Source organism: Alloprevotella rava (assembly GCF_014195585.1).
Classification (GTDB): Bacteria; Bacteroidota; Bacteroidia; order Bacteroidales; family Bacteroidaceae; genus Alloprevotella; species Alloprevotella rava.
On the sequence record NZ_JACICA010000004.1, the window covers coordinates 20,579 to 44,489 of the forward strand.

Genomic DNA, 23,911 nt, shown 5'->3' on the forward strand with positions numbered 1-23,911 from the left:
GAAAAAATCGTTCTCATGCACATCTTTGGATATGTTGCACGAAATGTTCTTTTTGTTTTATTCGGATTGATATTCGGATATGAGGTTTCATATGCACAGACAATTACGATAAAAGGACAAGTGCTTGATGAAAAAAAACAACCTGTCTCATATGCAAGTGTTGTTATCTCAACGGATAGTTTATCTAAAAAAGACATTTCCTATGCTGTAACGGATGAGCATGGGCAATTTAGGATAGGACAACTTTCGGCTATTCCTGACAAGAGATGGATTCATGTTCGTTCAATTGGCTACTTGGGATTTCATAAACAAATTTCTCTTAGGGCAGTTAAGTCACCTCTCGATATAACTCTTACAGAAGACACAAAAGAGCTGGAAGAGGTTGTTGTTGTGGCAAGAGCACGTGATGCTTATGCTAAAGGAGATACAATTGTTTTTAACAGCAAGAATTACACACTGGGGAATGAACGTAATCTTGGGGATGTAGTAAAAAAGATGCCTGGTATGGAAGTTGACCAGACAGGAAATATCTCATATCAAGGAAAGAAAATTGGAAAGGTCTTGGTTGACGGGCAGGATATTTTATCCTCTTCTTCCGGTGTTGCCATGAATACGCTTCCTCCTGATTTTGCCAATTCGATAGAATTGCTTTCGAATTATACGGATGGTGATATTGCCCATGCTTTCAAGGCAGAAGAACAATTAGCCCTCAATCTGAAGTCCAATAAAAAAGTTGCTTTAAGCGGTTCTTTTGAAGGCGGAGGCGGCCTGAAAGACAAATTTATCAGCAAAGCATCTTTGATTACAGTCTTACCAAAAATATCTGCCAGTACCATCATTAACGCCAATAATACAGGTGAGGCTGTTTTTTCGATTCAAGATTATATGTCGAATATCATAGACTTTGAATCGATCCGAAGTGGAGCTTCAACGCAGACATCTTTAAGTTTATCTCCTGAAGAACAACAACTCTTACTGCCTCCGACGAATGAACATGCACGTACGGCAGGATTAGCAAACATAAATATATCATGGACCCCTCACTCAAGCTACAAACTCAGAGCAAGTACACTGTTCAACAAAGGTAAATCAGAAGGGGCGCATACAAAGACGGATACATATACTTTGCCGGAGAATTATTTTACAAATATATCAACAGGTACTGCCGATAAAGAGACCCAACTTGTATCTCAATATTTGTCTCAGAAATGGATTCCTTCTCGTTTTTTCTCTGTCAGTGCTAAGACAAAGATAGACATACGAAACCATAATGCCGATAATATCTATGCTAATACATTCAATGATAATCATATCCATGCATTAGAAAAGCCGAAAAATCACTTTTCCGGTATCAAACAGGATATTGAGATGAAATGGCTTTTGAGCAAAGGGCTTCTTTTCGGTGGAGGAAGTTTTGTTTTCAACAAAGGAAAGATCAATAGTGATATATATACCGATGTCTTACTGCTTCCATTACCCCATATAAATGGAAATTCTATTTATCCTTATTTTCATGAACACATAAAAAAAGACATGGAAAAAGGATTCAACGCCTACGTAGGTGGAATGTATCCTGTATTGAATAATATATATCTGCGAGGTGAGTTTTCCATGTCGATGAATTGGAATGAACTTAAGATGGCTTATCCTACGAGTATAAACGAGGAAACAGCCGATTTAAGAGTATTCAGGCCTTACATTAGTCTGATGAAAAACAAGGGGGTATTCCGGTTTAACATAGGCTCTTATTTTTCCTCCTATAGACAAAAAACATCTCCGGAACTATTGAGAGAGAAATCTCTTTTTTATATTGAGCCACATGCTTCAATCGAATTAGTAATGAGTAACCAGCATCGGTTAATGCTGTCTGTCTCTGAAGCTGTTTCTCCTTCAACCATCGATTACTTTTCTCAGCAGATTTTGGCTAAAGGATACAATAACCTCCAATTACCCTCAAAATTATCGAACCCTTTTGCAAAAAGGTTTAAGGGAAACTTATCCTATGCCTATTTCAGCTTGTTTAACCGGCTTTCGATGTATGGCAATTTAAGTTATATCAAGGATAGAGATACGCATATTACCGTCACAACCTCAAAGGGACTATTGATCAGTAATTTTTATCAAGATGGAGGATGGAGCAATACATTAAGAACAAACGCCTATTTGAGTAAGGGAATCGGCACCCTTCCATTGGACATAAAATTATCAGGTAAATATACGCTCAGCAAACACAACCTGATGCGTGTAGATAAAGAAGACGAATTAATTAACAAAAGAGTAGATGCGAAATTGGATCTTATTTCACGGCTGTACCAATCTCCGGTTAATTTTGAGATAGGAGTACGTTTTAGTCGTCTTGACCAGAAATTTACGTACAGCAATATCCACTCTTGGAATCAAGAATTTGGAGGTTTCGCAACAACTCATGTAAATATAGGAAATTTTGTTTTTTCTGTTTCTGGCAAGTCGAATAGAATTGAAGATGCCGAAGCCAAGCGTTATTTTAGGGATTTAGACTTCTCTATGAAATATAAATTAAACAAGTTAGACATCAAACTTCAGGGAGAGAACGTGTTCCATCTTAAAGATAATGAATGGATGAAAGAAATCCTCACCCCGACAGTCCAATCAACTATCTTATACAGACGATTGCCTGGGCATATTCTTCTATCTCTCTGTTATACACTATAATCTTTTATAACATAACTCCAAATTCCGTTTTTTTTGACAAGAAAATTATAAATAACATACCTTGCTAACATATACACAAACAGAGGGCTTCTAAAAAGATCTTTGCTTATAGTTTTCTTCCAAAAGCTTCTCCAAGTCGGAGAGACGGTAGAGTATCTTCCCTGCGATTTGGGTGTAGGGAATAATGCCCTTGTCCCGATAATCCTGCAAGGTGCGAGGACTGACGAAAAGGCGTTCGCATACCTCTCTCCCTGTGAGATAGATTTCTCCCCCGAACAACGGACGGTGCGTTTGGGCAATCTCCCGAATACGCTTGCTTACTTCTTGAATGCCCGAAATGAGCTGTTTCATTTCGGGTGTTTCTCTGTTTACAATTTCGTGTTCCATAGTCGTGGTTATTGGCGATTGGACTTGGCAAGGAGTGCTTCCACATCCTCGCGTTTGTAATAACATTTATGCCCGATTTGGATAAAGGGTAACACGGACGTGTCCCGATAGTGCTGGAGCGTCCGTTTGCTGATGTTCAGGATTCGGCACACGTCTCCGTTGTGCAATAAGTCGGGCATTTCGGGACGAAGCCCGAAATGTTCTCTCATACAAAGAGCCAACTCTTCGATGCTCTTTTTCAGTTCCTCCCAAGCGGAGGAGTCGATGGCTGTAAATCTCATATCAATATCGTTTTAATTGTTGTTATTTTCTCTTTTTGGCGCAAATATATGCAGCCGAAATCCTTGTTCTCTGACCTGATGAAATCAAGGGAAATAACAGGAACTTGCAGGCAAATGTATAAGTAAAATCTATCTATTTTTAGAAGGGATTCCCTGCCTTTTCTCTCTGTTTCCCCGAATTCCTTCCGAGGGAAAAAATCCTGTTTCGATGCGAAAATAACGAACCGACATATACTGTTTACCCCATTCCTGTTAAGTGGATACTTCTGGCGTCGAAATGGTATGAAATGGCTCTGTTAGAGAGAATCTTACTACCTGTCTTTTTAGGCTTTTCCCTCTGCTTTCATCGAAAAGGCAAAGGCATGCATCTGCATGTAATCCGATACAGCCATTCGGGTAGCGTTTCCCTTTCTTCCATTTGTCGTTTTCTGATTTTTGAGGAGAAAATATGAGGTATCCTTTCCTTTTGCCGAAGAAATATGCAGCACCTCGATGCAACAACGCCACAAGGCTTGGCTTCACCTGTTCGCCTCTGTAACTTGGTTTCAGCATCCCATTTCGGGTGAAAGTTCAAAACCAAGCAAACAGAAGAAGTACGAACAATGAAAAAAGAAGAGAAGGAGAGCCCCTCCAAGAACGCCCAAATAGAAGAGTTCCTTTCGGCTCGCTACGAGTTTCGATACAACACCGTGTTGCACCGAGCGGAGTACCGTCCACGAGGAACGGACGACTACACAGCCATAGACCGCTACTGCATCAATACCCTCAAACGAGCCTTGGACAAGGAAGCCGATATACAGACCTCGCCCGAGAACCTGTACTGTATCATCGAAAGCGATTTCTCCCCACGCATCAATCCCGTGCAAGCCTATTTCCAAGCCTTACCGCAGACGAAAGGAAATACGGAAACTATCACCACCCTTGCCGACTGCGTGAGCGTAACCCATCCCGAGAAGTGGAGGGAATACCTCACCAAGTGGCTGGTGGCAGTAGTTGCCAATGCGATGGACGACAAGCAATGTCGTAACCATACCTGCCTTGTACTGACAGGCGATCAGGGAAAATTCAAAACCACGTTCCTTGATTTGCTCTGCCCTCCGTCTCTCTCCGATTACCGCTATACAGGGAAGATATACCCACAGGAGAAGGACGTGCTGAGTCTTATCGGGCAAAACCTCATCATCAACATTGACGACCAACTCAAAGCCCTTAACAAACGGGACGAGAATGAACTGAAGAACCTTATCACCTGTCCGCAGGTGAAGTACCGTATGCCTTATGAGAAACACATTGAGGAGCGACCCCACTTGGCAAGTTTCGTGGCTTCGGTCAATGGCAACGACTTCCTCACTGACCCGACAGGGAGCAGACGCTTCCTGCCCTTTGAAGTGCAGGCAATAGATATAGACCAAGCCAAGAGCATTCCGATGGATGCCGTTTACAGCGAAGCCAAGACACGATTGAATGAAGGGTTTCGCTATTGGTTCAATGATGAAGAGATTATTGAATTGCATAGAAACAGCGAAGCCTTCCAAGTCTATACGACAGAGATAGAACTGTTGCTCCGCTATTTCACCTTTCCCACGGAAGCGGAGACGGCAACGAAACGCTTCTATATGACCAATTCGGAGATAGTGGGCTATCTCTCCTGCTATACTCGACAACCGCTCTCCAGCAAACGGATGGGCGAAGCCTTGCGAAAGGCAGGCTATACGAGGGAGTGTCGCAGGATAAACGGCAATCCCGTGTATGTCTATGCCGTCCGTAAGGTTTACCCCGAGCAACCGCCATAGCACTCTGTTGTTGCAATCCCTTTGCAATACCCCTTTCTCTTTTATTTCCTATCCTCCTTACTACGTTACTACAACCAAGGATAATACGGTGAAAGAGAAAGGATTGCAGGAGGTGTCCATCTTGCGACACAGCTTACTACCATCTTTCTACGCTTCTACGGCAGAATGAAAGAGGATAGGTGTAGACAGGAGATGTAGAAGGATAAATCCGAATGAAGTGTTACACTTTTCTCTTTCACAGTCAAATACTTATCCGAGTGTCGAAGGGTAGTAAGATGAAAAGGGGAAAATTCCAAAAAGAGAAAACAGAGCGAACAATGAAATAACGAACAAATGAATATGAATAATCCAAATCCAACGATAACAGCAATGAACAACGAATATTACGACCTACAATACATCAAGGCGATACCGATAGCGGACTATCTGCACGCCTGCGGTATCGAGCCTGCCAAGCGTTACAATGGCTATGCCCTTTATCACGTACCCTACCGAGAAGACTCCAACGCCAGTTTGAAAGTGGACTTTCGGCAAAACCTGTGGCACGACTACGGCACAAGCCAAGGCGGAAGCATCATCGACCTTGTGATGCGGATGCGTGGATGCAGTGCCTACGAAGCAATGGCACATCTTGCTGAAGGGAAAGCGACAACCCTCGCCCCTTCTTCCTTTCATCGTGAAACAACCATTACTACGAGCAATTCCACAAGTACAAGGCACATTCTTTCCATCAGCGAAGAGTTACCCCTACATCTGCAAAGCTATCTCCGAGAGGTACGCAGGATAGACCTTGCCATGGCAAGCCCTTATCTCCGTCACGTTCGCTATGAGGTAGGAGGACGAGAGTATTCTGCCATCGGCTTTGTCAACCGTGCAGGAGGGTATGAGCTTCGGGACGACAAGACATTCAAAGGAACAATCGCACCAAAGGATATATCCGTAGTTGCGGGAGAAACGAACAACTCCCCTCTCTGCATCTTCGAGGGCTTTATGGACTTCCTTTCCTATCTCACAATGAAAGGGAAAGAAAGCATTTCGCCTTCCATAGTTCTGAACTCCGTCAGCAATCTACCACGAGCCATCGCCTATCTCTGCGAGAATGGCATTCTCTCCGTCCGTGCATTCTTCGACAACGATGAAGCAGGACGGCAAGCTCTTCAGGGTATCCAATCTTCAGGCATCAAGGTAGAGGATATGAGCCAATACTATGCCCGATACAAAGACCTCAATGAGTACCACGTTGCCCAAAGAACAGAACTAAAGCAGGTGATACCACCTCGCAAACGAGGACTTAGACGATAAGGCAAAAGAGAGCAAACAACATTATTCTATCATCAGGTATTCAAAGATGCAGAAAATAAAATGTATGCGAATAAACGGCTTTGTTTCGATAGCTACGGCAGTTCCTCAGAACAGCAAGTTTGCAGAGCAAAACTTAGAAACAAAGCGTGCAGGCATTCACAGGATGCAACGCAACAAGAAAGAAGCACGAGCAGGGCGGAGCGGACATTTCGAAAAATGCCATAGCTCATTAGGGTATTTTCTTTACGCTGCACTCCGTTATCGCTAAAAATACCCTCCTGAGCCAAGGGGCGGTGCCCCTTTGGATACCCCTAAATCAATCTTCAAGCAATGGGCTACGCCGTTTTACATATAGACAAGGCGAGAGGAAACGACTCGGCAATGACCGCACACATAGCGCGTACATTCATGCCGAGTAACGTCGATTCCTCCCGCACACACCTCAATCGAGAGCTGGTGCAATTCCCTGCAAATGTAACTAACCGTACCGAAGCGATAGAGCATCGCATCGCCACGGCAGGTATCTACCGAAAGGTGGCACAGAACCAAGTCAAAGCCTTACGCTTTATCCTGTCAAGTTCACCGGAGGATATGGCTCGCATAGAGCAAGAAGGACGCCTGTACGAATGGTGCAATGAAACGATGGATTGGCTTCGCACCACTTTCGGGGCGGACAATGTGGTCGCAGCCACACTGCACGCAGATGAGGACACACCTCATATTCACGCCACAGTTGTCCCGATTGTCACGGGTGAAAGACGGAAAGCCAAAGAGGAAGCCAAGAACGGCAAGCGGAAGTACAAGACAAAGAAGAATAAGGTACGACTTTGTGCAGATGATGTGCTCACGCCCAAAAAGTTGGAAGACTATCAGACGAGTTATGCCAAGCGAATGCAACGGTTCGGATTGGAACGGGGCGTACACGGTTCGGAAGCCAAGCACCGCACCACGATGGAGTATTACAAGGAAGTCCTAAAATCCACGAAAGAGAAAGAGGCGCAAGAAGCAGAACTCACTGCCAAGATAAAAGAGTTGGAGAAGCAGGCAGGCAAACTCCGAATGAAAGGTACGTTTTATTCTATATTTGGCAACTCTGAACTCGACAAGGCAGAAAAACGCATCGCAGACTTGGAACAGGAAGCCGAACGACAGCGGTATCTTTCGGAAAAGGAGAAGAATGAAATCCGAAAGGAGATTGTTCTCTTGCAGGACACGGTTAAGGGAAGAGACAGAGCCATTGCCGAACTGAAAGAGACCATGCAGGTTTACGAGGAAGAGCGGAATTGGATAAAACGCTTCTTCAATGGTTTCTACCAACTCTTAAATATCCGTCTGATGCTCCGAAAGATGAATTTCTCTGATGACAGAATTGCAGAAATGTATCGCACGGAAGCTCCCCAGCGAGGTACGGCTAAAGCCTATTCGGGACTATACAAGAGAGAGTTTACGGAAGAGGGTTGTGAAATCCGCATCGCTAAGGATGAGAAGAAGCGACCGCTACTGACTATCAACGGACTTCCCGTTACCGATTGGTGCGAACAGAAATGGAAACAGCTTATCAATCGTAATCGCTCGCAACGGCTATAAAACCGAAAGACCTCCTTCTCTTTCATCGTTGTATTTCAGTTGCGACAAAACTTTTTAAGAAGAAAATCACGTAAGAACGCTCACTTTCGCTCGCAAATCTGTACCTTTGCAAGTGATAATAGTGAGCGTTCTTTGGTTATTCAAAACAGTGTGCCTCAAAGCACTCCGCTCATTTCTAAATCGTTACCTATTCATCTATCTCTCAAAGGTAACACTCTATTACTCAATAAGATAGTTCGCAAGCGAAAAATCTCCTAAGGGAAATTTCAAATACAATAAGGGAATCCGCGGACACAATAAGGATATCAGCTGGCAGCCTTATTGTGTTTTTGCACAAAATAGTCTGAAAAGGCCTTTTTTTGATTCTGTATTCTTCCTTTTTTGACTTTTTCTTGTGAAAAATAGAGGTTCGTTCCTGCGCAAAAGTGCTTTTCTTTCCTCTCTTGCTTCAATTCAAGTTTGTCTGCCCTATTTTCTGCGCTAGATTGGAAAAATTGATTGTCAAAATTATAGACAGTATGGGTGGCTCCCTTGAATACATGAAAAAGCCCGATGCAATTTTCTGCATCGGGCTTTGATATGATTACTGCTTAATCCTTAGAAGCGGAAGAAGCGGTAGAGATTGTCAGTGATGTGGCCTTGTTCCTGAACGAGAGTAGCAAGGAGAACTTCTTGAGCACCGCCGAAGTAGCTTTGAGTAACAATGCTGCTGAAGATGCGCTGAACGATCTGCTGCTGTTGCTGCTGGAGATTGAATTGCTCAGCACCTTTCACCTTGTTGGTTACCTGTGCAAAATAAACAGCACCTTCGCCCTGAACAGCACCAGTAAACTGGCCTTTAGCTGTGCGATAGATAGCACCCGTCAGGCGAGGTTCAGAAACGCCCAATGCCTGGAGCTGTGCTGGCTGACCAAGGAGAGCAACGTTTTGGATCATCTCGTTGATGGCGCCCTTCTGCTTCTTAGCGTCGTTGATGTTTTTAACGTTCTTGGTTTGTGCAAGAATCATTTCAGCCTTCTTCTGCTGGCGAACAACGCGTGTAAGGAAATCCTTTACAGTCTTGTTCTCCAAGGGGAGATAATCGCCATCATTGATTGCGCTTACACCAATCACGAGCAAGTGGTCATTGTTTGAACCGCATTCATAGAGCTTGGAGATTTGACCAGCCTTAGCATTGTCGAACACCCACTGCATTGCATCCTTTGCGCCTTCACCACCAATCTGTGATTGGATCTGGAGATTGCTCTGAGAGTATGCATCCATCGGGCGGAGGATATAGCCAGCCTTACCAGCATTCTTGATGAAGCTGTCGAGGTCGCGGTTCTTAGCCAAGAACATATTGAGCTTGTTGAGTTCGTCGTTGTGTGTCTTCTTGGAGAAGTCGAGCGTACGCTTTACTATGGCAACGTTGTACTTCGTTTCGGGCTTTTTGCTCTGAAGTACCTCAACAATCATTGTGTATTGAGAGAGCTTGATGAGCTTCAAGCCTGCGCCACTAGAAAGCTGCGTGATGAAAGTTGCATCGTCGGACTGCATATTGAGATTTTCAGCCTGTGAAGCAACAATCCAAGAGGAGTCGCCCTGCTGCTGATACTTCTTAGCGAGGTCCTTGAACTTAGCACCGCCCTGCAAAGCCTTGTAGATGCTGTCGGCAGTAGCTGTTTCCTTTGCTTTGTCAGCATTTGCCACGCCAATAGCGCGGTAAAGGATAGAGTCGGGGGCTTGTGTCTTAGCGATAAGCTTGAGAACATTGAGCGTATTGTCCTGCGCGTTGTAGTACATAGGCTTCACTTGGCCAACACTCATAGAGTCCAGATTCTGCTGTACATCGGAGATTTGAGCAAAAGCGTTCTTGCCGAGAGCTGCATTAACGTAATGAACGTTAGAATTAGCTGTGCTAACAACAGTTGCAGGATCTGCACCATTCTGTAGCTGCTGCTGAGCTGTTTGCATTTCCTTCTCAAGAGCTGCGCGGTCGGCTGCGCTAGCCTTTACCTGAATGTCAAGAACTTGGAGATCTGCGCTACGAGCAGGATTCTTGATGATGGGAGATTCCTTGTATTCGTCGTAGGCCTTCTTCAGATCGGCATCAGCAATCTTGATCTGACTGTCGGGGATAGAAGAGAGGGGGATGGCTACAACATCTGCCTCGCTCTGCGTATTGCGGAGGTCAAATTCTACCTTAGCAATTTCTTTGTTTGCGATAACAGAAGCTCCGAGCAGAGAGTAGAACTTATTGGCTAACACTTCTTCGTGCAGTTTTTCAAGGCTGTAGTCGCACAGTCTGCGAATCTTCTGATACTGCTCAATATATTCAGCCATGCCTGGTTGCTGCTGTGCCTGCTTGCGCATATTGGCCATGTTGGAGTCGAACTCCTTAATGAACTTCTGGAATCCTGCAACATCGAGGCCGCCCTGCTGGTTTGGGAAAATCTGAGCCAGAACTTGGAGGCTAGAAGCCTGACCTATGCGAAGAGTATTCTGAACATCTTCCTCTGTTACTTCCAAACCTGCTTTTTCTGCTTCGTGTTTAATGGTTGTGTTACGAACAAAGTCGGTCCACACTTGCTGACCAAGCTGGCTCTTCTCTTGTTCAGTCAGCGTTGCCTGAGGATTTTGCGTCTGCATCTGCTTTGCAAATTCCTGCATCAGGGTTAATTCCTCGAGCTGAGTCTGATAGTCGTTGTACTTTAACTTTTTGCCATAGACTTCACCTATGGTCTGGCGATTATCGTTCGAGAAAACATCGAACACCTTGAAGTAGTCGCCGGCAATGAATGCAAACAGAGCTATGCCGATGAAGCCCATCAGCAGAGGTCCTTTGCTTCGAATAGATTGTAAAGCTGCCATTTTGTGTTATTTAGATTTTATTTTATTTCATTTTTATGACTGGCAAAGGTAGAAAAATAATTTTATACTTTCCCTTTGTCTTGTCTATTTTTTAATAGGAGTGGGGGCTGGACGCACCTGCTGCAAAATAGAATCGGGAGTTTGCTGTTTGTCAGGTTGTTGATTTTTTTCATTTTCTTCTGGTTTAGGGAAGAAACCTTTACTCTGATAAACGTGGTATTCTGTCATCTGCTCGTTGGCAGTAAAGCGGTCTCCTTCGATTTGTTTGTTGGGCTGCGTGATCTTCATGTACGTATTGGAGTAGAACCTATGTTCCTCCATGTTCCAGTAAAGTTCCGCCGTGCGGAAGTATGTACGTTGCTCCATATCATTTATGACTACGTGTCCTTTCAAGCGCCACAAGTTTTGATTGAAGCACCATGCGGAGTCTGCTTGGATATAGAGATTCATCTTGAAGTTTTTGTCAAATCGCTGGAGAAAGATTCCTTTGGGAAATTCTTGGCGTGGCGGGTTCGTTTTGTCGTAGACACGCCATTCTTCGGCTATGATGCGGTAGCGCATATAGCCCGAATCAGAGATAAGTTTTGATACTCCCATTGTTGTCATTATGGCCACAGAATCGCGCTTCTGCCCCAAATGGCTGACAGGAGGAGCGTCTTGATTGCAGGAAAAGATAAGGAAAGAGAGGGAGAGTAATAAAAACTGAGCAGCAAAACCTTTTCGGAGAGGGCTTTGCTGACAGATTTTATTAAGTATGTTTTTGGATTGCATTCCGAGGACTATAGAAAGTTATTGAGCCTTCCACTTGTTAAACCAGTTCTCATTAAATGTTACGCCGATGCTGAAGCGCATATAGTTTTCTTTGAGAGAACCACTGATTTGTGGAGCTACGTGCTCGAAGCCTGCTGCCAAATTGAGAACACAACGATTGTTGTGACTATTAACTATCGGAATACCAACACCTGCACTTACTTGATAGTTGCGTGGTCCATCACTTCCGTTCACCTTTGTGTAGGGCGTGGTATAAGCAGCTCCCAGGCGGTAGCGAATACGATTATACCAACGGTAGCCATCTGGGTTGACGATATACTCAGCTCCGAGGGAGTATTTGCTCAAGTCTGTAAATTGTCCAGTTTTTGCAGTGTAAGTGTAGCCAGAAGTAGAGGTGGAAAGCGTAGGGTACTGCACTTTGCTCCATTCTTGCAGTGTGTAGTCGGCTGCAACACGGAGGCGATTATTGTAGTTCCAAGTAAATCCCACGCCATACGTATGTGGCAATTCAAAGCCATTACGGAGCGAGAGAGTATCTCCTACATAAACCTTGTTTTGCAGTTGCTGATCGTAGTAGTTTGCATAGCCCTGCGTTTTATGTCCAAAGCCGTAGGTCAGACCGAGTATGATGGAGTTCTTTTTGTTAATACGTTGCTCATATTGCAAACCGAAATTCACAGTGTAAGTCTTGACGTGTGAATCGTAAGCTCTACGGCGCGTATTTATAGTGGCGTCACTAAATGAAGCCACTATGTTGTGTTCCATGTCACCCCAAAGATAACCACCATTTACGCCGAATGAGAAACCTCTAAAAGGTTCCCAACCCACACCAAGATACACCTGCTGAAGTCCGCCACTACCGTTGTGTACATTTGTCTCTGTCACATCTCCTGTCGAAGCTGTCCATGTGCGCTTGTCATTCATGCTGTATCCGATGGTAGAATAAGGAATCATACCAAGAGAAAATCCTAAATGTCGTGCGCCACGGAAACCTACGGTGATATAGTCTATCGAAGTGTTGCGAGCATTAACGCTTTGATTTCCCTGCTTGATGTTAGCATTCTGCAAAGAAAGGCCCACATCGAAGATGAAAGACAGAGAGTCGATTGCAGAAAAGGAAGCAGGGTTTTTGAAGTTCACTTCTGTTCCACCGCGCCAGCCGTAACCAGTGCCAGACATGGCGGTGGACGTTGCGCTTTGGCGATCGTTGAGCAAACCAAAGCCATAGCGGGAATAGGGGGAGTTGCTGCCGTTATTCTGGGCCATTGCCGTTGTCGTAAGGGCAAGGGCGGAAGCTATGAGTAGCGGATATTTCATTCTGAAAGGTCTAAAGTTCGGATGAATAAGTTTTATGCTAAGAGCAAGCGGTTGAGTCCGATGGCCACTAGTTGTGGCTCTATATGGATGCGTTGCTGCAAATCGCTGCTAAAGAGTTTGCTGTCACCACCTGTAAGAAAAACCTCTAGCTGAGGGTGGCGTTCGGCATAATTTCTGATGAAGCCTTCGATTTCGTATTGTAGTCCACGAACAACGCCTACACGCATAGCCGTTGGAGTATCGTAGCCAGCTTCAGGTACTTCTCCTTCGATAGGGATTAGCGGAAGGAGTGCTGTATAATCGTGCATAGCTTTCAGGCGCAGCATGAGGCCTGGCGATATGTTACCTCCAATCAGATTTGCGTCAGCATCTATATAATCATAGGTGACGCAGGTTCCGGAATCAATCACGAGAAGCTCTCGATGGGGTAGTAATGTCACAGCTCCAACAATGGCCGCCAAGCGGTCACTGCCTAATGTTGGAAAAGGATTGTGCACCGGCGAGGGCGTGGTTGCACTAATGCGAAGCACAGGAATGCCAAAGCGATGGAGAGTCTCTGTGATGAGTAGGCGCTCATGCCCAACATTGGAGAATGCGCAGCGTGTAGGCTTGAATTTCTGAATGATATTGAGAATCTCCTCCTCGTCGTTGTCGGTCCAAACCGTTTGAAAGACGAGTTTGTCCTTATCAAATATCGACGCCTTTGCGCGTGTGTTTCCTATGTCAATGGTAAGCTGCATTCTGATACGAAGCCATTTGCTTGGCAAAGATACGCCAATCCGCCCGATGAGCAAAATTTTTGGAAAAATACGTCTGTGGGTAAAGGCAAAGGCAAAGGCATGGTAAAGGGTTAAAATCTATTCTTACTTAATTATATACGCAAGAATTGTTGAAAGGTTTACTCATGGGATTCAGCTTTGCCCTATGAATATAGGATTTCACACAGGGGTTCGAGAAGAAAGTAGGCGGAACACGCTGTAAAATATTGCTGATGTGTTCTGTCATTACGGGAGTAGGGTACTGACTACACAGAATCATAAAGAATCCAGGGCCTAATACGTTGTCAGAGTTATCTACAATAAATTTTGTTTCCAACTCTTCAGATTTTTTATTGAGCATATCGGCCTTTTTTCCGAACTTTTTGTTGATGACATCCATGGAGTAACCTGCCAGCATCATTTTGATGGCTTTTTCCTGTATTTCCCACATCTCGTTGTCGATGCGGTTCTTCTGACGGTAGAATTTATAGAGGCGGTCATTAAGTGGGCCTCCCGAAACGCGTTGTCCGAGATTGTCCACAGAAATTGTGAGATTGCCATTCTCAAGCACGATAGGCATTACATTCTCGTTGTCCATGCATACTTGTGCAAGTACGATAGAGTCCACAGCACCAAAGAAATTGAATCTGCCATGTATCACTTTGCACGAGTCAATGTTTTCAGAAACAATACCATTGGAAGTTACTTTCAGATAGAGCATGCGCCCGTCCAGAACGGGTACTGTCGAATTACCAGCTATGTTGTATTGTTCCGTACATGAAGTTAGGAACAAACTGGATATGAGTAGTAATAAAAATTGTCGCATGTCCTTTTCTTTTGTATTGCAAATATACATTGCGGCAATGAAAGTGTTTTGCCCTAATTGTTAGAAAATGTTGTTTTATAGTACATTTAACGATTTGTCCAAGGCTTTTAACGATTCTTCGCCTCCCTCGAGGAGTAGTTCGGATAATGTTGTCTGTACTTATTCCTTGTTAAGGGATGCAAGGCGAAAGGCGGAGTAGACTTCGAATATCGCTGCAATGCAGAGAGAAAGCTTCCACAGATCGCCTGTCAATGGGCGTAGGTGGAAGTATTCTGTAAACATTAGAGCGGCTGTAACTAACAGAAGAATTGCTCCTGACACCTGTTGTCGGCGCAGGCGACGAATCACGATGTCATGTCCTTTGTAGTGTTGGCGAAACTGCACAATGGCAAAGGGAATAGCCCCAACAGTGTAGATTATTGCGGCGTAGATGAATTTTTCCTGACTAAGAAAAATGGGGAGTATTGCACCGATAAGTAGGAGGATACCTCCTAGTTGAAAAAGTCGTTCCATTCTTATTTTTGTTCTTCTATGAGATAAACATCCTCATTATCTTTCTTCATGACAAGGCTCACGCGCGCCACGTCCTCCACTGCTTTCGGGCTCTGGGATAGTTCGCGCATACGTTCGGAGTCTGCTTCATACTGCTTGTCGTAGTTTGCAATTTGTTCGATCATCTCCTGGTTGCGCTGATGTAGTTGATAGCGATAGAAGAGGCTGTTGTTGTCGAGAAGTCCAACAACAAGAAGGAAAAAAGCAATTGTAAAGAGATACTTATGCTTCAGTACAAACCTACCGATGTTTGCAAGAGGTGCCATGAGAGCTTGGATTTAGAGGTCGTGCTGCTGTAGACGGTACTCAGCAAGCTTTTCGTATTTTGTTCCTTTTCGGCCATAGTTGGCATAGGGAAAGATGCTGATGCCACCGCGCGGGGTGAAAAGGCCCGTTACCTCAATGTATTTCGGGTCCATCAACTTGATGAGATCCTTCATAATAACGTTCACGCAGTCTTCGTGGAAATCGCCATGGTTTCTGAAGCTGAAAAGATAGAGCTTCAGGCTTTTGCTTTCCACCATGCGTACATCGGGAATGTAGTTGATGCGGATTTCTGCAAAGTCGGGCTGTCCTGTGATGGGACAGAGACTGGTAAATTCTGGACAATTAAATCGTACCCAGTAATCGTTATCGGGGTGTTTGTTTACAAAAGATTCTAACACCTCTGGAGCATAGTCACTCTTATATTCGGTCTTACGCCCTAGCGTGTTCAGACCTTCATTTTCTCTATTTGAAGCCATAATATATTATATAGGTATATAAATACCGACTATTCAGTGCCGGTCGTTTTATTCTTGCGGGTGCATCACGTCGAAAGGTGTCTTACCTGCTGCTTTTAGTTCTAGGTATGAATCAAGGCCATGCTTACGCAGTTTGCAACTGGGACAGTGTCCGCACCCATCGCCTGCTATGCCATTGTAGCATGTCAAGGTTTCGTGGCGCACCAAGTCCAGCACGCCCAGCTCGTCGCTTAAGGCCCATGTCTGGCATTTGTCCAGCCACATCAGCGGCGTATGGAGAACAAATTGTTCGTCCATGGCTAAATTCAGTGTCACATTAAGACTCTTGATGAACGAGTCCCGACAGTCGGGGTAGCCCGAGAAGTCTGTTTGTGAAACGCCCGTGACAAGATGGAAGATGCCACGCTCGCGCGCATAGACGGCTGCAATGCTCAGAAAGAACATATTACGTCCCGGCACAAACGTGTTTGGGAAACTATCAGCAGGCTTTTCTTGATCCATTTCCAGGGTGGTATCTGTCAGTGAGTTTTTGCCCAAACTCCCGATGAAGCTCACGTCCATTTTGTCGAAATGTACGCCTGCTTCTTTAGCAATCTTTTCTGCTAGTTCCACTTCCAGTACATGTTTCTGACCATATATGAAAGCAAGTGCGTAAACCTCTTTGAAATGGGCCTTTGCCCAGTAGAGGCAGGTGGTGGAGTCCTGTCCACCACTGAATACTACTAATACTTTATCGTTGTTCATTATTTTCTAACGCTATTCTATCCCCAAATCTTGCAGCTTCTTTTGGATACGAAAGAGAATCTCTATGTGACCTTTCAAACCAGGACGTTCATACGCGTCTAGAGCCATTTCGCTCATCAGGTGGCACGTTTTTTTTACGTCTGGAATAGTCGTTGCCCGGTCTAGTTCTAACGAGTCGGGCATTTGGTCCTTGTGCGCCGCGAGCCAGTCGGTCAGAGCGTTCACTTCCTCTTTTGTGTAGAGTACTATGGGTTTTCGTGCAGCCATAAAATCTGTATTTCCTGCAAAATTAGTGAAATCTTTGCAGAATGCCTATACTTGTATGCTAAGGCAGGATGTGAACAATGTATGCTCACATCCCGTGCGTACAGCTTTTTCTTAAAGTCTTTTTTCTCTTTCTTATTCCTCTACGACAACTGTCTTTGTTTTCAGTTGTGCGCCTGCGGCTTTAGCGGCTTCACGGAAAATTTCGTTCTTGCGGTCGATAGTGAAGCGGCGGAATTTTCCAGCCATGCGGGTCAACTGACCTTTTGGGGTGAGCGCGTTAGCGTCTGTAATCCAATCTTCAGCGCGGTAGTCCTGCAATTTGTCGTTCGGAGTTTCTTCCGGCTCATATATATAATGGAGTCGTTGCAGAGACACTGTGAATTTGTTGTCCTCTACTTGGTAGATAACATCATAGAAGAAACGAGTGCGATGGGTCACCCATGCCTTTTTCTTGAAGTAGAGATATTCCTCGATGCGTGCAGCCAAGAGGCCGTTGGCTTCATCGCTCTCCGCAATGCGGCATTGCGGCAGGGCATTCTCTCCCTTGATGAGTTGTTGCTGCGTGAAGTCGGTCAGCCGTTTCAGAATTTCGGTTTTGCTTGTGCCAGGCACGTCGTACGTATGGCTGAAGACCACCACACCTTGTTCGTTGACGGGGACAGCACCTTTCAGATATTTTTGCTCTGTCTGAGCCACAACTGTTAGCGGTAAGAGGAGGAGCAGGAAAAGTAGTTTACGGATTTTCATTGTTTCCTATTTTAGTTTGTGTGCAAATATAATGAATTACTTTTGGTCTGTTGTGTGAAAAAACTAAATAAATGTGGACGCTTTCTGATTCGTTCTTTTATGAAAAAGTTGTAATATTGCGGCCGTATGGGAAAAAAGCGAATAGGAAAGAAGCGTTTAGCAGCATTGTTGGATGCTGCGGCGAAGAAATATGAGGTAGCAGAATTCTTGATAGGAGACCCGAGTTGTTTCATGCACAAGGTGGAGGGGCAGAGTAATCAAGAGTTGATGGGCTTCATTGCTTCCGTTTTCAGTTATGGTAATAGGCAACTCTTTTTCCCGCGTATCCAATTTTTTCTAGATGTTTCTGCCGGACAAATCGATACTTGGTTGCGGAGTGGAACTTTCCGCCTAGATGTGCCCGATGAGGAGCGTTGCTTTTATCGTCTCGACCAGTGGCGTCATGTACGCCAATTCTTGGAGGGACTTTATGCGCTCTTGCATGAGTATGGGACGCTGGGCGAGTTTGTGCAGCAATACGCCACAACAGGACTGCAAGCCGTTGAAGTGCTGACCGCTTATTTCTGCCTGTGGGATGTAGGGCATTTGGTACCGAAGAATGCAAAATCTTCCTGCAAGCGTATCTGTATGTTTCTGCGCTGGATGGTGCGCGATGCTTCCCCCGTGGATTTGGGATTATGGTCATTCATCGACAAGCGCACTCTTCTCATTCCTTTGGATACTCATGTTTTGAATCAAGCTCTTTTACTCGGACTCGTTTCCTCTCGCACTGCGTCGATGTCGGCAGTGCGCCGACTTTCTGATCGCCTTCTTGAAATTTTCCCTACCGACCCTCTGCGTGCCGATTTTGCCCTCTTTGGCGTCGGCGTTAATGCGGCTGAATTTGTGGAAGAATAGGGAAGGGGAGAGCCTTTAGGTTTTTGTAAACAGCTTTCTTATTTTATGCGGTTGAAGAAGGATATCTTCTTCCGCTTTCTATGTGCTGAGCATTTCTTTTTCCCTTCTGACTCGTGAATACAATAAGGCTGTCGGCTGACAGAATAAGGATGTCAGCTGATATCCTTATTGTATTTTCAAACGCAATAAGGATATTTTCGGATCGTAATATGAACAGTAATAGCGGTTTAGGAGAAACTCTTTGCGCTGTAGTTCCTATCTTTGTCTTTTCAGTTCACTTTTATCTAAAACTACATAGATTGTGTCAACAACTCGGCCTTGTTGGGATGTACTATTGAGACGCTTGGCAACATTTGCAAAGTCTTTATCAAGCACAGTGACATCGTCCACGAAATAATCGGTCTCGCCGCGATTGGTAAAGATATTTTTAAGTCCCCAAACCTCGTGGTATTTCAGTTTCACTTTCCACCCCTCAACTTGTGCTTGATAAAGCAGGTGAATCAAAGAGTCTTGATCGGAACGGTCGTTATCGAACGAGAAAGAAAAAGGCGCGCCACTGGTGTTCATCCCCGTTTGAGTAAGATTTAGGCGACCTTCCCAACTATCCCATATCACACCTTTGCGTGTGAACTCTATAAGATTACCTACCTTTTCTCCATTGGAATAGTTTTCCTTGCAGCTGCTCAGTCCTAAGGCAATAGTCATGAGCATAACGGCATATAAAAGTTTTTTACTCATAATGATTCTCTTTTGATTGCGGCAAACTTACAAATTTCCGCCGACCAAACAAAAGTCTGTGCCGGCGGAACCCATCTAATCGTTATTGAGAAAAATTGTTAGATTTCTATTTCCATTCCCATAAGAGGCGCGTGCTGTTGTGCGCCATAGACGTCGGTTTCTCCCAAAGCTCCACTAGGAATAGGGCGGCGGATAGTTATTTTTACAGCCTTTGCAGGGTCGAAATAAACAAGGTGAAACACATCGGTTTCAGGAATGCCATAGAGTGCGCAAAACTTCTCCTTGCTCACAGCTTGTGCAGCTTTCACCTTCCCATACGTTTCGAAGTCCTTAAAAATAACATCGAATGTTAGCTCATAAGGCCCTGAGTTTTTGCTTCGAATAACAGAAGCTATATCTATTAGTTTCATGATTTTATAAATAATATTTAATCAAAAGTCCCTCTCAGAGGATAAAACGAAGGGACAATGATTTCATTTTCTTATAGTTCTAACAAATGTATGGGGAACGGCTCACAAGGATCTGCTACGCGCAATAGGTGATAGACATTGAATTCAAACACCTCTCCCATGCGGCAGTCGCTCGGCGAGAAAGGGAAGGCAAGATTTCCCGCTGTGGAGATGCGTCCCTCATAGCCGTAGTGCAACATAGTACTGCGCGCAAACGAGCAGAGCGTATTGGCCTCCTCTTGCGTGGGAGCAACGGCTTCAATGATTATGAGCAACTCGTCGGACGAGGATTCGGGCGTTTCGGGGAACATGTGCATGACGCCTTTCTTACCGTAGACTTTGAAGTCGAGCCATATATCCCGACGATCTTTCATATTGAAATTATCTTCCACCCTACTACGTACGCCACGAATAACCTCGTCTATCTGACTAATCATAACAGGGTCGTGTGTAGCTGCAGGCGAAATGGTGCGGTATCCCACACGGCGCACACCTTCCAGTTTGACATAATAGTCTTCCGTAGGAACGAACTCTGTACCTCGAACTTCCACTTGGCTATCACTCAACTGCGTGAAAGTGGTCTTATGCAAGTCGATAGCACCTCCAGGACCGGGAAGTTCGTAAGGGTTGCTTTTCTCATAAAGAGAATGGGCCGCAACAGAGAGCGTGGTACATTTACGTTCAGGATTGAGCGGTTCTACTACAAAACTATCCTTGCGAAGCGTTCCCAGCATACAGTCGGAGCCACTTCCTGGCAAAGCCGTGATAGCTGCACATTCCAAGATTTTTCCCATATGGATAGCGAGCGCTTTCGGAAATCCTTTGCTGATGGCAAGGGCTGAAAACTCACACGGGTCATAAGAGCGGCCTGCGAGGATCACTTGTGCCCCCATTTCCAAGGCTTTCATGTATGGCTCTTCGCCCATCTGTCCCACGATATGAATACATTCGTCAACACTCTCTTCAGTGAGTTCCGGAGCAGGACCAAGCGGAGTGACATTTCCTTTGCGCAACTCTTCTTTGATAAAGTCCTTTTCAAACTCAGCATCAATCACGGCCATCTTAAAATGGAGATGCTGCTCACGCGCTATTTCTCGGATGATATCCACCGTAAGCTCTACGTGCGGACGAGCACCGCAACCGCCAGCCGTTCCAATCATCAGGGGGATTCCCTCCTCCAGAGCGGCAGGTATCATAATAGAAAGATCGCGCTTCACAGCATTATTGTCCGTAAAACTATAGCCTGCGCCCAAATAGTATGGGCCTGGGTCTGTCGAGCCCGCATCGCAGGCTATGACATCTGGATGGCGGCGCATTCCTTCTTTAAAGGATTGCTCCGGAAAGCCATAGCCGAGGATGGCCGTTGGGGATAAAACTTTCAATTCTTCCATAGCGAGTCCTCCTTTTCTATTTTGCTGCTCTGACGGCCAGAATTCGAGCCATCTCATTATATACAATCATATAACCTTCGTCCACTCCCATTCCTGGTTTGGCAAGATACTGCACGGGGCGAGTAGCCATAGCAATGTGAGCACATACTTCGGCTGAGCGGTTTGTTTCGTTACAAGTACCACCCAAATAAGCGCCCATTCCATGTTCTTTACAATAGAGCACAGCTTCTATAGAGTTGTTGATACCTCCCAAGTCAGGCGTTTTAATTTGTGCCATGTGGCCGGCTTTAGCTTCTGTGAAGTCGCGCACATCTTCAAAGGTGTTGCACCATTCATCGGCCACAATCTCAGCGTCAGTACCGATAGTCTCCATGTGGCGGCGGATAGCGGCTAACGCCTCTATCTGGGCTTGCTTTTCGCCCATATCTACGGGACCTTCCACACGTAGTTTGAAAGGTTTAGCTACTTCGGCCAATTCGGAGATGTACTCTGCTATACGTTTGAAATCATTCTCGAAAACAGTCCCAAGTGTTCCGTACACATCTATGTGGAATACGGGGTGATAATCGGGGCATGGGCGTTTCTCAACTACTCTATTGCGAAGCCATTCAACATAAGCGCGGATTTTCTCACCTTTCCAGCCCACTTTGTCCTCTACGTGATTGAATAGCGCGTGAGGCAGGACGGCGGCCGCCTTCATAATCATCTTATCGGCGTTGAGGTAGCGATCATCGCCCGACTGGGTGAAGATAGGAATCATCTCCTCACTAACATTCGTGCCATACTCTTCGGCCACAACTTCAGCCATGAGTTTGTGTTGACTTTTGGCCACTGCATCCAAGCAGGCTTGTGTGATGCCGTAGCGGATGGCGGTATGGTAAACCTTACCAGTAGTAGGCGACACCATTTTATCTACGATATCAGCCAACTCGCGGAAAGAGGTGATTTCCAAACCTTCGTAGCGCGGGGCTATTTCCTTTTCAATGACGGGTATAAAGTCTTTGGCCAAAAACAGAGGGTCGCGGCCGCCCGCACCAGAGTATTGTACTGCAGCACAGTCTCCATGAGCCATTTGGCCATCTTCGAGCAAAAAGAGAACAGAGATGGATTCACCAGCTTGGCGAACGCTGGTAAAGCCTGGCGTAACAGGCTCGCCCGTATAGAAGTTGCCATCGTTGCGCGCTCCAGCTTTGATGGCGCGCTGATCGTCAAAGAAAAAACCTGTTTTCCCTGCTGAGCAAATCACTTTCTTGATTTTCATAGTGGTATCAATTATTTTGTTATGTTATGGGTTGCTTGTATTGGCAGACTCATCAGAGTGTCTATCCAATCATTATATTCTCTGTTTCGGGACGTCCCACAAGGAAACCCTTTTCTATGGCGTAGACATCGTCAATTACCATTTGCAAACTAACGGGACGGCCTTCGTGGCGCGCACGTTCTTCAAGTCGTTCCCGGTGAAAGTCCTTCAGAGCTTGAGAGAAAGGAAGATTGCCCATTTCTAAGATGCGTATAGCTCCTTTATCATCACGCGCAGGGAGAACCTTACCCGCGTTGTTGCGGTTAGGCGCAAACGGAATGTCAAGAACGCCGGCTTCGAAACCAGCCACTGCACCGAGAGCCATATCGCCCTTGCCCAGTTCCTCTACTTTATCAAGGATGCACTTCATTTCGGCTTCAATGATCTCCGACTCCTTGATGACTTCGGGTATGTTGCGGAGATCTTGGTCGCGAAGCATGGAAATGAGCTGCTTCGTTGCGCGAAGTCCAGATGCATTGGCTTCTTTCGTCGGCACGCCATAGGCCTCATGCGGAGTCTTTACGATAACTTTCGTGGCCTTTGCTAAAGCAGCGGCAGCAGCTCCCCAACTGATCACGCCAAAGGCTTTCGACTCATCTTGGGGGAATCCGCCCATCCATTGGTGGAACACCGTTGTGATGCGAGTATCGTCGAAACCATACTTGTGCATATACTTTTTGGCCATTCGGTCCAGGGCGCGGATGGCTGCAACATCTTGTATCAAATTGCCACACTGGCCATAGCCCACAGTAATATCCTTCACGCCTTGGGTTGCAGCCAGCAATCCCTCGATGATGGCCACGGAGTTACTGATACTCGGCGGAATTAACGTACCAGTCAGCGGTCCGAAGGGTTCGCGATTGATGCTAACGCCAGCTTCTTCATACATACCAATGAGCCGGTCCGTATATTGCCAATGGCGAATAGTTTTTGCCACAGAATGGTTCTTGGAGTACGGGATATTATAAGATATGCCGCCACCTTCATAAGAGGTGAAGCCGCCTGCCATCGTTATTTCAGTGAGCAGTCGAGCATCGGGCGTGCCGTGGCGCACCTGCACTGGATTGCGGAGCGCAGAAGTAACGATGCGACAGATATTAACACCGTAATTGACAGCTGGGAAACCATTGAGCATAGAACGGCCAGAGATTTTACTTTTCTCGATGCCCACTTCCACTTCATTATAGCGATTCAAGCGTGTATAACTGTCGATGGTGGTCGGCAGGAGGTCTGCTCCGCCTTTATCCTCCAGATATTGCAGCAACTCTATCTGCTCCCGATAGAGAGCCACACCTGCGCGCGGCTGTATTAATGTCACTTTATCGGCAACAGCCTTTTGGAGTTTTTCACCAAAGCGTTTTTCACGAGGAATTTTAAGCTGGTAGTCAACAGCTTCTTTGAAATCGACCCCACTACCCGTGGGCCACTGGGCCAAGACCTCTTGTCGCTCGGCCATAAATTCACCTTCTGGAATTCTTTCGTTTTTTAGTTTGGTTTCCATATTGGTATTATAAGATTAT

General features: G+C 45.4%; 24 protein-coding genes. 6 read left to right on the forward strand and 18 right to left on the reverse strand.

Annotated features, from left to right (window positions below; translation table 11 throughout):
- The first annotated feature begins 15 nt into the window (after positions 1 to 15).
- Complete coding sequence (locus FHS60_RS04865) at positions 16 to 2,691, forward strand: carboxypeptidase regulatory-like domain-containing protein (RefSeq protein WP_004585028.1); 2,676 nt, start codon at positions 16 to 18, stop codon at positions 2,689 to 2,691.
- Between the two features lie 90 nt (positions 2,692 to 2,781).
- Here the strand turns inward: FHS60_RS04865 and FHS60_RS04870 are convergent, their stop codons facing one another.
- Together FHS60_RS04870 and FHS60_RS04875 are read right to left on the reverse strand one after the other, a co-directional pair.
- The gene (locus FHS60_RS04870) at positions 2,782 to 3,078 is read right to left on the reverse strand and encodes a helix-turn-helix domain-containing protein (RefSeq protein ID WP_004585029.1); all 297 of its coding nucleotides are present in this window, start codon (positions 3,076 to 3,078) and stop codon (positions 2,782 to 2,784) included.
- Positions 3,079 to 3,086: 8 nt separating this feature from the next.
- Positions 3,087 to 3,359: a helix-turn-helix domain-containing protein gene (locus FHS60_RS04875; protein ID WP_004585030.1), complete on the reverse strand. Its 273-nt coding sequence runs from the start codon at positions 3,357 to 3,359 to the stop codon at positions 3,087 to 3,089.
- Positions 3,360 to 3,961: 602 nt separating this feature from the next.
- On the opposite strand from FHS60_RS04875, the gene FHS60_RS04880 reads away from it, so the two are divergent.
- The 4 genes from FHS60_RS04880 to mobV all read left to right on the forward strand — a co-directional run bounded on the left by FHS60_RS04880 (position 3,962) and on the right by mobV (position 8,041).
- Complete coding sequence (locus FHS60_RS04880) at positions 3,962 to 5,152, forward strand: VapE domain-containing protein (RefSeq protein WP_004585033.1); 1,191 nt, start codon at positions 3,962 to 3,964, stop codon at positions 5,150 to 5,152.
- Between the two features lie 369 nt (positions 5,153 to 5,521).
- Positions 5,522 to 6,454 (forward strand): toprim domain-containing protein, encoded by a 933-nt coding sequence (locus tag FHS60_RS04885; RefSeq protein WP_005844603.1) that lies wholly within the window; start codon positions 5,522 to 5,524, stop codon positions 6,452 to 6,454.
- Between the two features lie 64 nt (positions 6,455 to 6,518).
- Complete coding sequence (locus FHS60_RS04890; RefSeq protein ID WP_004585037.1) at positions 6,519 to 6,722, forward strand: hypothetical protein; 204 nt, start codon at positions 6,519 to 6,521, stop codon at positions 6,720 to 6,722.
- A gap of 62 nt (positions 6,723 to 6,784) precedes the next feature.
- Complete coding sequence (mobV, locus tag FHS60_RS04895; protein ID WP_004585038.1) at positions 6,785 to 8,041, forward strand: MobV family relaxase; 1,257 nt, start codon at positions 6,785 to 6,787, stop codon at positions 8,039 to 8,041.
- Positions 8,042 to 8,638: 597 nt separating this feature from the next.
- On the opposite strand, the gene FHS60_RS04900 is transcribed toward mobV, so the two are convergent.
- The 11 genes from FHS60_RS04900 to FHS60_RS04950 all read right to left on the reverse strand — a co-directional run bounded on the left by FHS60_RS04900 (position 8,639) and on the right by FHS60_RS04950 (position 17,616).
- Positions 8,639 to 10,891 (reverse strand): peptidylprolyl isomerase, encoded by a 2,253-nt coding sequence (locus tag FHS60_RS04900; RefSeq protein WP_183695805.1) that lies wholly within the window; start codon positions 10,889 to 10,891, stop codon positions 8,639 to 8,641.
- Between the two features lie 84 nt (positions 10,892 to 10,975).
- The gene (gene lptC / locus FHS60_RS04905) at positions 10,976 to 11,662 is read right to left on the reverse strand and encodes an LPS export ABC transporter periplasmic protein LptC (RefSeq protein WP_183695808.1); all 687 of its coding nucleotides are present in this window, start codon (positions 11,660 to 11,662) and stop codon (positions 10,976 to 10,978) included.
- An 18-nt stretch (positions 11,663 to 11,680) separates the two neighbouring features.
- A complete protein-coding gene (gene bamG / locus FHS60_RS04910; protein WP_183695811.1) occupies positions 11,681 to 12,979 on the reverse strand; it encodes a BamG family beta-barrel-assembly machinery protein in 1,299 nt (432 codons plus the stop codon).
- A 32-nt stretch (positions 12,980 to 13,011) separates the two neighbouring features.
- Complete coding sequence (locus tag FHS60_RS04915; protein WP_183695814.1) at positions 13,012 to 13,719, reverse strand: type III pantothenate kinase; 708 nt, start codon at positions 13,717 to 13,719, stop codon at positions 13,012 to 13,014.
- A 127-nt stretch (positions 13,720 to 13,846) separates the two neighbouring features.
- On the reverse strand, positions 13,847 to 14,563 hold the full coding sequence (locus tag FHS60_RS04920; protein ID WP_244957437.1) for a DUF4369 domain-containing protein: 717 nt from the start codon (positions 14,561 to 14,563) through the stop codon (positions 13,847 to 13,849).
- 159 nt (positions 14,564 to 14,722) lie between these two features.
- Entirely contained in the window at positions 14,723 to 15,076 is a 354-nt protein-coding gene (locus FHS60_RS04925; protein ID WP_183695820.1) for a hypothetical protein, read from the reverse strand.
- A gap of 2 nt (positions 15,077 to 15,078) precedes the next feature.
- Positions 15,079 to 15,381: an FtsB family cell division protein gene (locus FHS60_RS04930; protein ID WP_009346901.1), complete on the reverse strand. Its 303-nt coding sequence runs from the start codon at positions 15,379 to 15,381 to the stop codon at positions 15,079 to 15,081.
- Positions 15,382 to 15,393: 12 nt separating this feature from the next.
- A complete protein-coding gene (gene queF / locus FHS60_RS04935) occupies positions 15,394 to 15,858 on the reverse strand; it encodes a preQ(1) synthase (protein WP_183695823.1) in 465 nt (154 codons plus the stop codon).
- Between the two features lie 48 nt (positions 15,859 to 15,906).
- Positions 15,907 to 16,602 carry a 7-cyano-7-deazaguanine synthase QueC gene (gene queC / locus FHS60_RS04940; RefSeq protein ID WP_183695826.1) on the reverse strand — a complete coding sequence of 232 codons (696 nt, stop codon included), beginning with the start codon at positions 16,600 to 16,602 and terminating at the stop codon, positions 15,907 to 15,909.
- A gap of 12 nt (positions 16,603 to 16,614) precedes the next feature.
- Positions 16,615 to 16,869 carry a DUF6965 family protein gene (locus FHS60_RS04945; RefSeq protein ID WP_183695830.1) on the reverse strand — a complete coding sequence of 85 codons (255 nt, stop codon included), beginning with the start codon at positions 16,867 to 16,869 and terminating at the stop codon, positions 16,615 to 16,617.
- 132 nt (positions 16,870 to 17,001) lie between these two features.
- Positions 17,002 to 17,616 carry a DUF4468 domain-containing protein gene (locus tag FHS60_RS04950; protein WP_183695833.1) on the reverse strand — a complete coding sequence of 205 codons (615 nt, stop codon included), beginning with the start codon at positions 17,614 to 17,616 and terminating at the stop codon, positions 17,002 to 17,004.
- 126 nt (positions 17,617 to 17,742) lie between these two features.
- Between FHS60_RS04950 and FHS60_RS04955 the strand changes: the two genes are divergently transcribed.
- A complete protein-coding gene (locus FHS60_RS04955; RefSeq protein ID WP_183695835.1) occupies positions 17,743 to 18,513 on the forward strand; it encodes a TIGR02757 family protein in 771 nt (256 codons plus the stop codon).
- A 255-nt stretch (positions 18,514 to 18,768) separates the two neighbouring features.
- Here FHS60_RS04955 and FHS60_RS04960 read toward each other — a convergent pair whose 3' ends face one another.
- From FHS60_RS04960 to FHS60_RS04980, 5 genes are all read right to left on the reverse strand, one after another.
- On the reverse strand, positions 18,769 to 19,251 hold the full coding sequence (locus FHS60_RS04960) for a hypothetical protein (RefSeq protein WP_183695838.1): 483 nt from the start codon (positions 19,249 to 19,251) through the stop codon (positions 18,769 to 18,771).
- Between the two features lie 98 nt (positions 19,252 to 19,349).
- Complete coding sequence (locus FHS60_RS04965) at positions 19,350 to 19,661, reverse strand: DUF4387 domain-containing protein (RefSeq protein ID WP_183695841.1); 312 nt, start codon at positions 19,659 to 19,661, stop codon at positions 19,350 to 19,352.
- Positions 19,662 to 19,732: 71 nt separating this feature from the next.
- Positions 19,733 to 21,091 (reverse strand): acyclic terpene utilization AtuA family protein, encoded by a 1,359-nt coding sequence (locus tag FHS60_RS04970; RefSeq protein ID WP_183695843.1) that lies wholly within the window; start codon positions 21,089 to 21,091, stop codon positions 19,733 to 19,735.
- 16 nt (positions 21,092 to 21,107) lie between these two features.
- The gene (locus tag FHS60_RS04975; RefSeq protein ID WP_183695846.1) at positions 21,108 to 22,352 is read right to left on the reverse strand and encodes a methylaspartate ammonia-lyase; all 1,245 of its coding nucleotides are present in this window, start codon (positions 22,350 to 22,352) and stop codon (positions 21,108 to 21,110) included.
- 61 nt (positions 22,353 to 22,413) lie between these two features.
- Positions 22,414 to 23,892, reverse strand: coding sequence for a methylaspartate mutase subunit E (locus tag FHS60_RS04980; protein WP_183695849.1), 1,479 nt, complete (start codon positions 23,890 to 23,892; stop codon positions 22,414 to 22,416).
- Between the last annotated feature and the right edge of the window lie 19 nt (positions 23,893 to 23,911).

Bases quoted from the DNA above. Each gene is read 5' to 3' on its own strand.
- FHS60_RS04865 (WP_004585028.1), top strand. From the start codon at position 16: ATGCACATCTTTGGATATGTTGCACGAAATGTTCTTTTTGTTTTATTC.
- FHS60_RS04870 (WP_004585029.1), bottom strand. From the start codon at position 3,078: ATGGAACACGAAATTGTAAACAGAGAAACACCCGAAATGAAACAGCTC.
- FHS60_RS04875 (WP_004585030.1), bottom strand. From the start codon at position 3,359: ATGAGATTTACAGCCATCGACTCCTCCGCTTGGGAGGAACTGAAAAAG.
- FHS60_RS04880 (WP_004585033.1), top strand. From the start codon at position 3,962: ATGAAAAAAGAAGAGAAGGAGAGCCCCTCCAAGAACGCCCAAATAGAA.
- FHS60_RS04885 (WP_005844603.1), top strand. From the start codon at position 5,522: ATGAACAACGAATATTACGACCTACAATACATCAAGGCGATACCGATA.
- FHS60_RS04890 (WP_004585037.1), top strand. From the start codon at position 6,519: ATGCGAATAAACGGCTTTGTTTCGATAGCTACGGCAGTTCCTCAGAAC.
- mobV (WP_004585038.1), top strand. From the start codon at position 6,785: ATGGGCTACGCCGTTTTACATATAGACAAGGCGAGAGGAAACGACTCG.
- FHS60_RS04900 (WP_183695805.1), bottom strand. From the start codon at position 10,891: ATGGCAGCTTTACAATCTATTCGAAGCAAAGGACCTCTGCTGATGGGC.
- lptC (WP_183695808.1), bottom strand. From the start codon at position 11,662: ATGCAATCCAAAAACATACTTAATAAAATCTGTCAGCAAAGCCCTCTC.
- bamG (WP_183695811.1), bottom strand. From the start codon at position 12,979: ATGAAATATCCGCTACTCATAGCTTCCGCCCTTGCCCTTACGACAACG.
- FHS60_RS04915 (WP_183695814.1), bottom strand. From the start codon at position 13,719: ATGCAGCTTACCATTGACATAGGAAACACACGCGCAAAGGCGTCGATA.
- FHS60_RS04920 (WP_244957437.1), bottom strand. From the start codon at position 14,563: ATGCGACAATTTTTATTACTACTCATATCCAGTTTGTTCCTAACTTCA.
- FHS60_RS04925 (WP_183695820.1), bottom strand. From the start codon at position 15,076: ATGGAACGACTTTTTCAACTAGGAGGTATCCTCCTACTTATCGGTGCA.
- FHS60_RS04930 (WP_009346901.1), bottom strand. From the start codon at position 15,381: ATGGCACCTCTTGCAAACATCGGTAGGTTTGTACTGAAGCATAAGTAT.
- queF (WP_183695823.1), bottom strand. From the start codon at position 15,858: ATGGCTTCAAATAGAGAAAATGAAGGTCTGAACACGCTAGGGCGTAAG.
- queC (WP_183695826.1), bottom strand. From the start codon at position 16,602: ATGAACAACGATAAAGTATTAGTAGTATTCAGTGGTGGACAGGACTCC.
- FHS60_RS04945 (WP_183695830.1), bottom strand. From the start codon at position 16,869: ATGGCTGCACGAAAACCCATAGTACTCTACACAAAAGAGGAAGTGAAC.
- FHS60_RS04950 (WP_183695833.1), bottom strand. From the start codon at position 17,616: ATGAAAATCCGTAAACTACTTTTCCTGCTCCTCCTCTTACCGCTAACA.
- FHS60_RS04955 (WP_183695835.1), top strand. From the start codon at position 17,743: ATGGGAAAAAAGCGAATAGGAAAGAAGCGTTTAGCAGCATTGTTGGAT.
- FHS60_RS04960 (WP_183695838.1), bottom strand. From the start codon at position 19,251: ATGAGTAAAAAACTTTTATATGCCGTTATGCTCATGACTATTGCCTTA.
- FHS60_RS04965 (WP_183695841.1), bottom strand. From the start codon at position 19,661: ATGAAACTAATAGATATAGCTTCTGTTATTCGAAGCAAAAACTCAGGG.
- FHS60_RS04970 (WP_183695843.1), bottom strand. From the start codon at position 21,091: ATGGAAGAATTGAAAGTTTTATCCCCAACGGCCATCCTCGGCTATGGC.
- FHS60_RS04975 (WP_183695846.1), bottom strand. From the start codon at position 22,352: ATGAAAATCAAGAAAGTGATTTGCTCAGCAGGGAAAACAGGTTTTTTC.
- FHS60_RS04980 (WP_183695849.1), bottom strand. From the start codon at position 23,892: ATGGAAACCAAACTAAAAAACGAAAGAATTCCAGAAGGTGAATTTATG.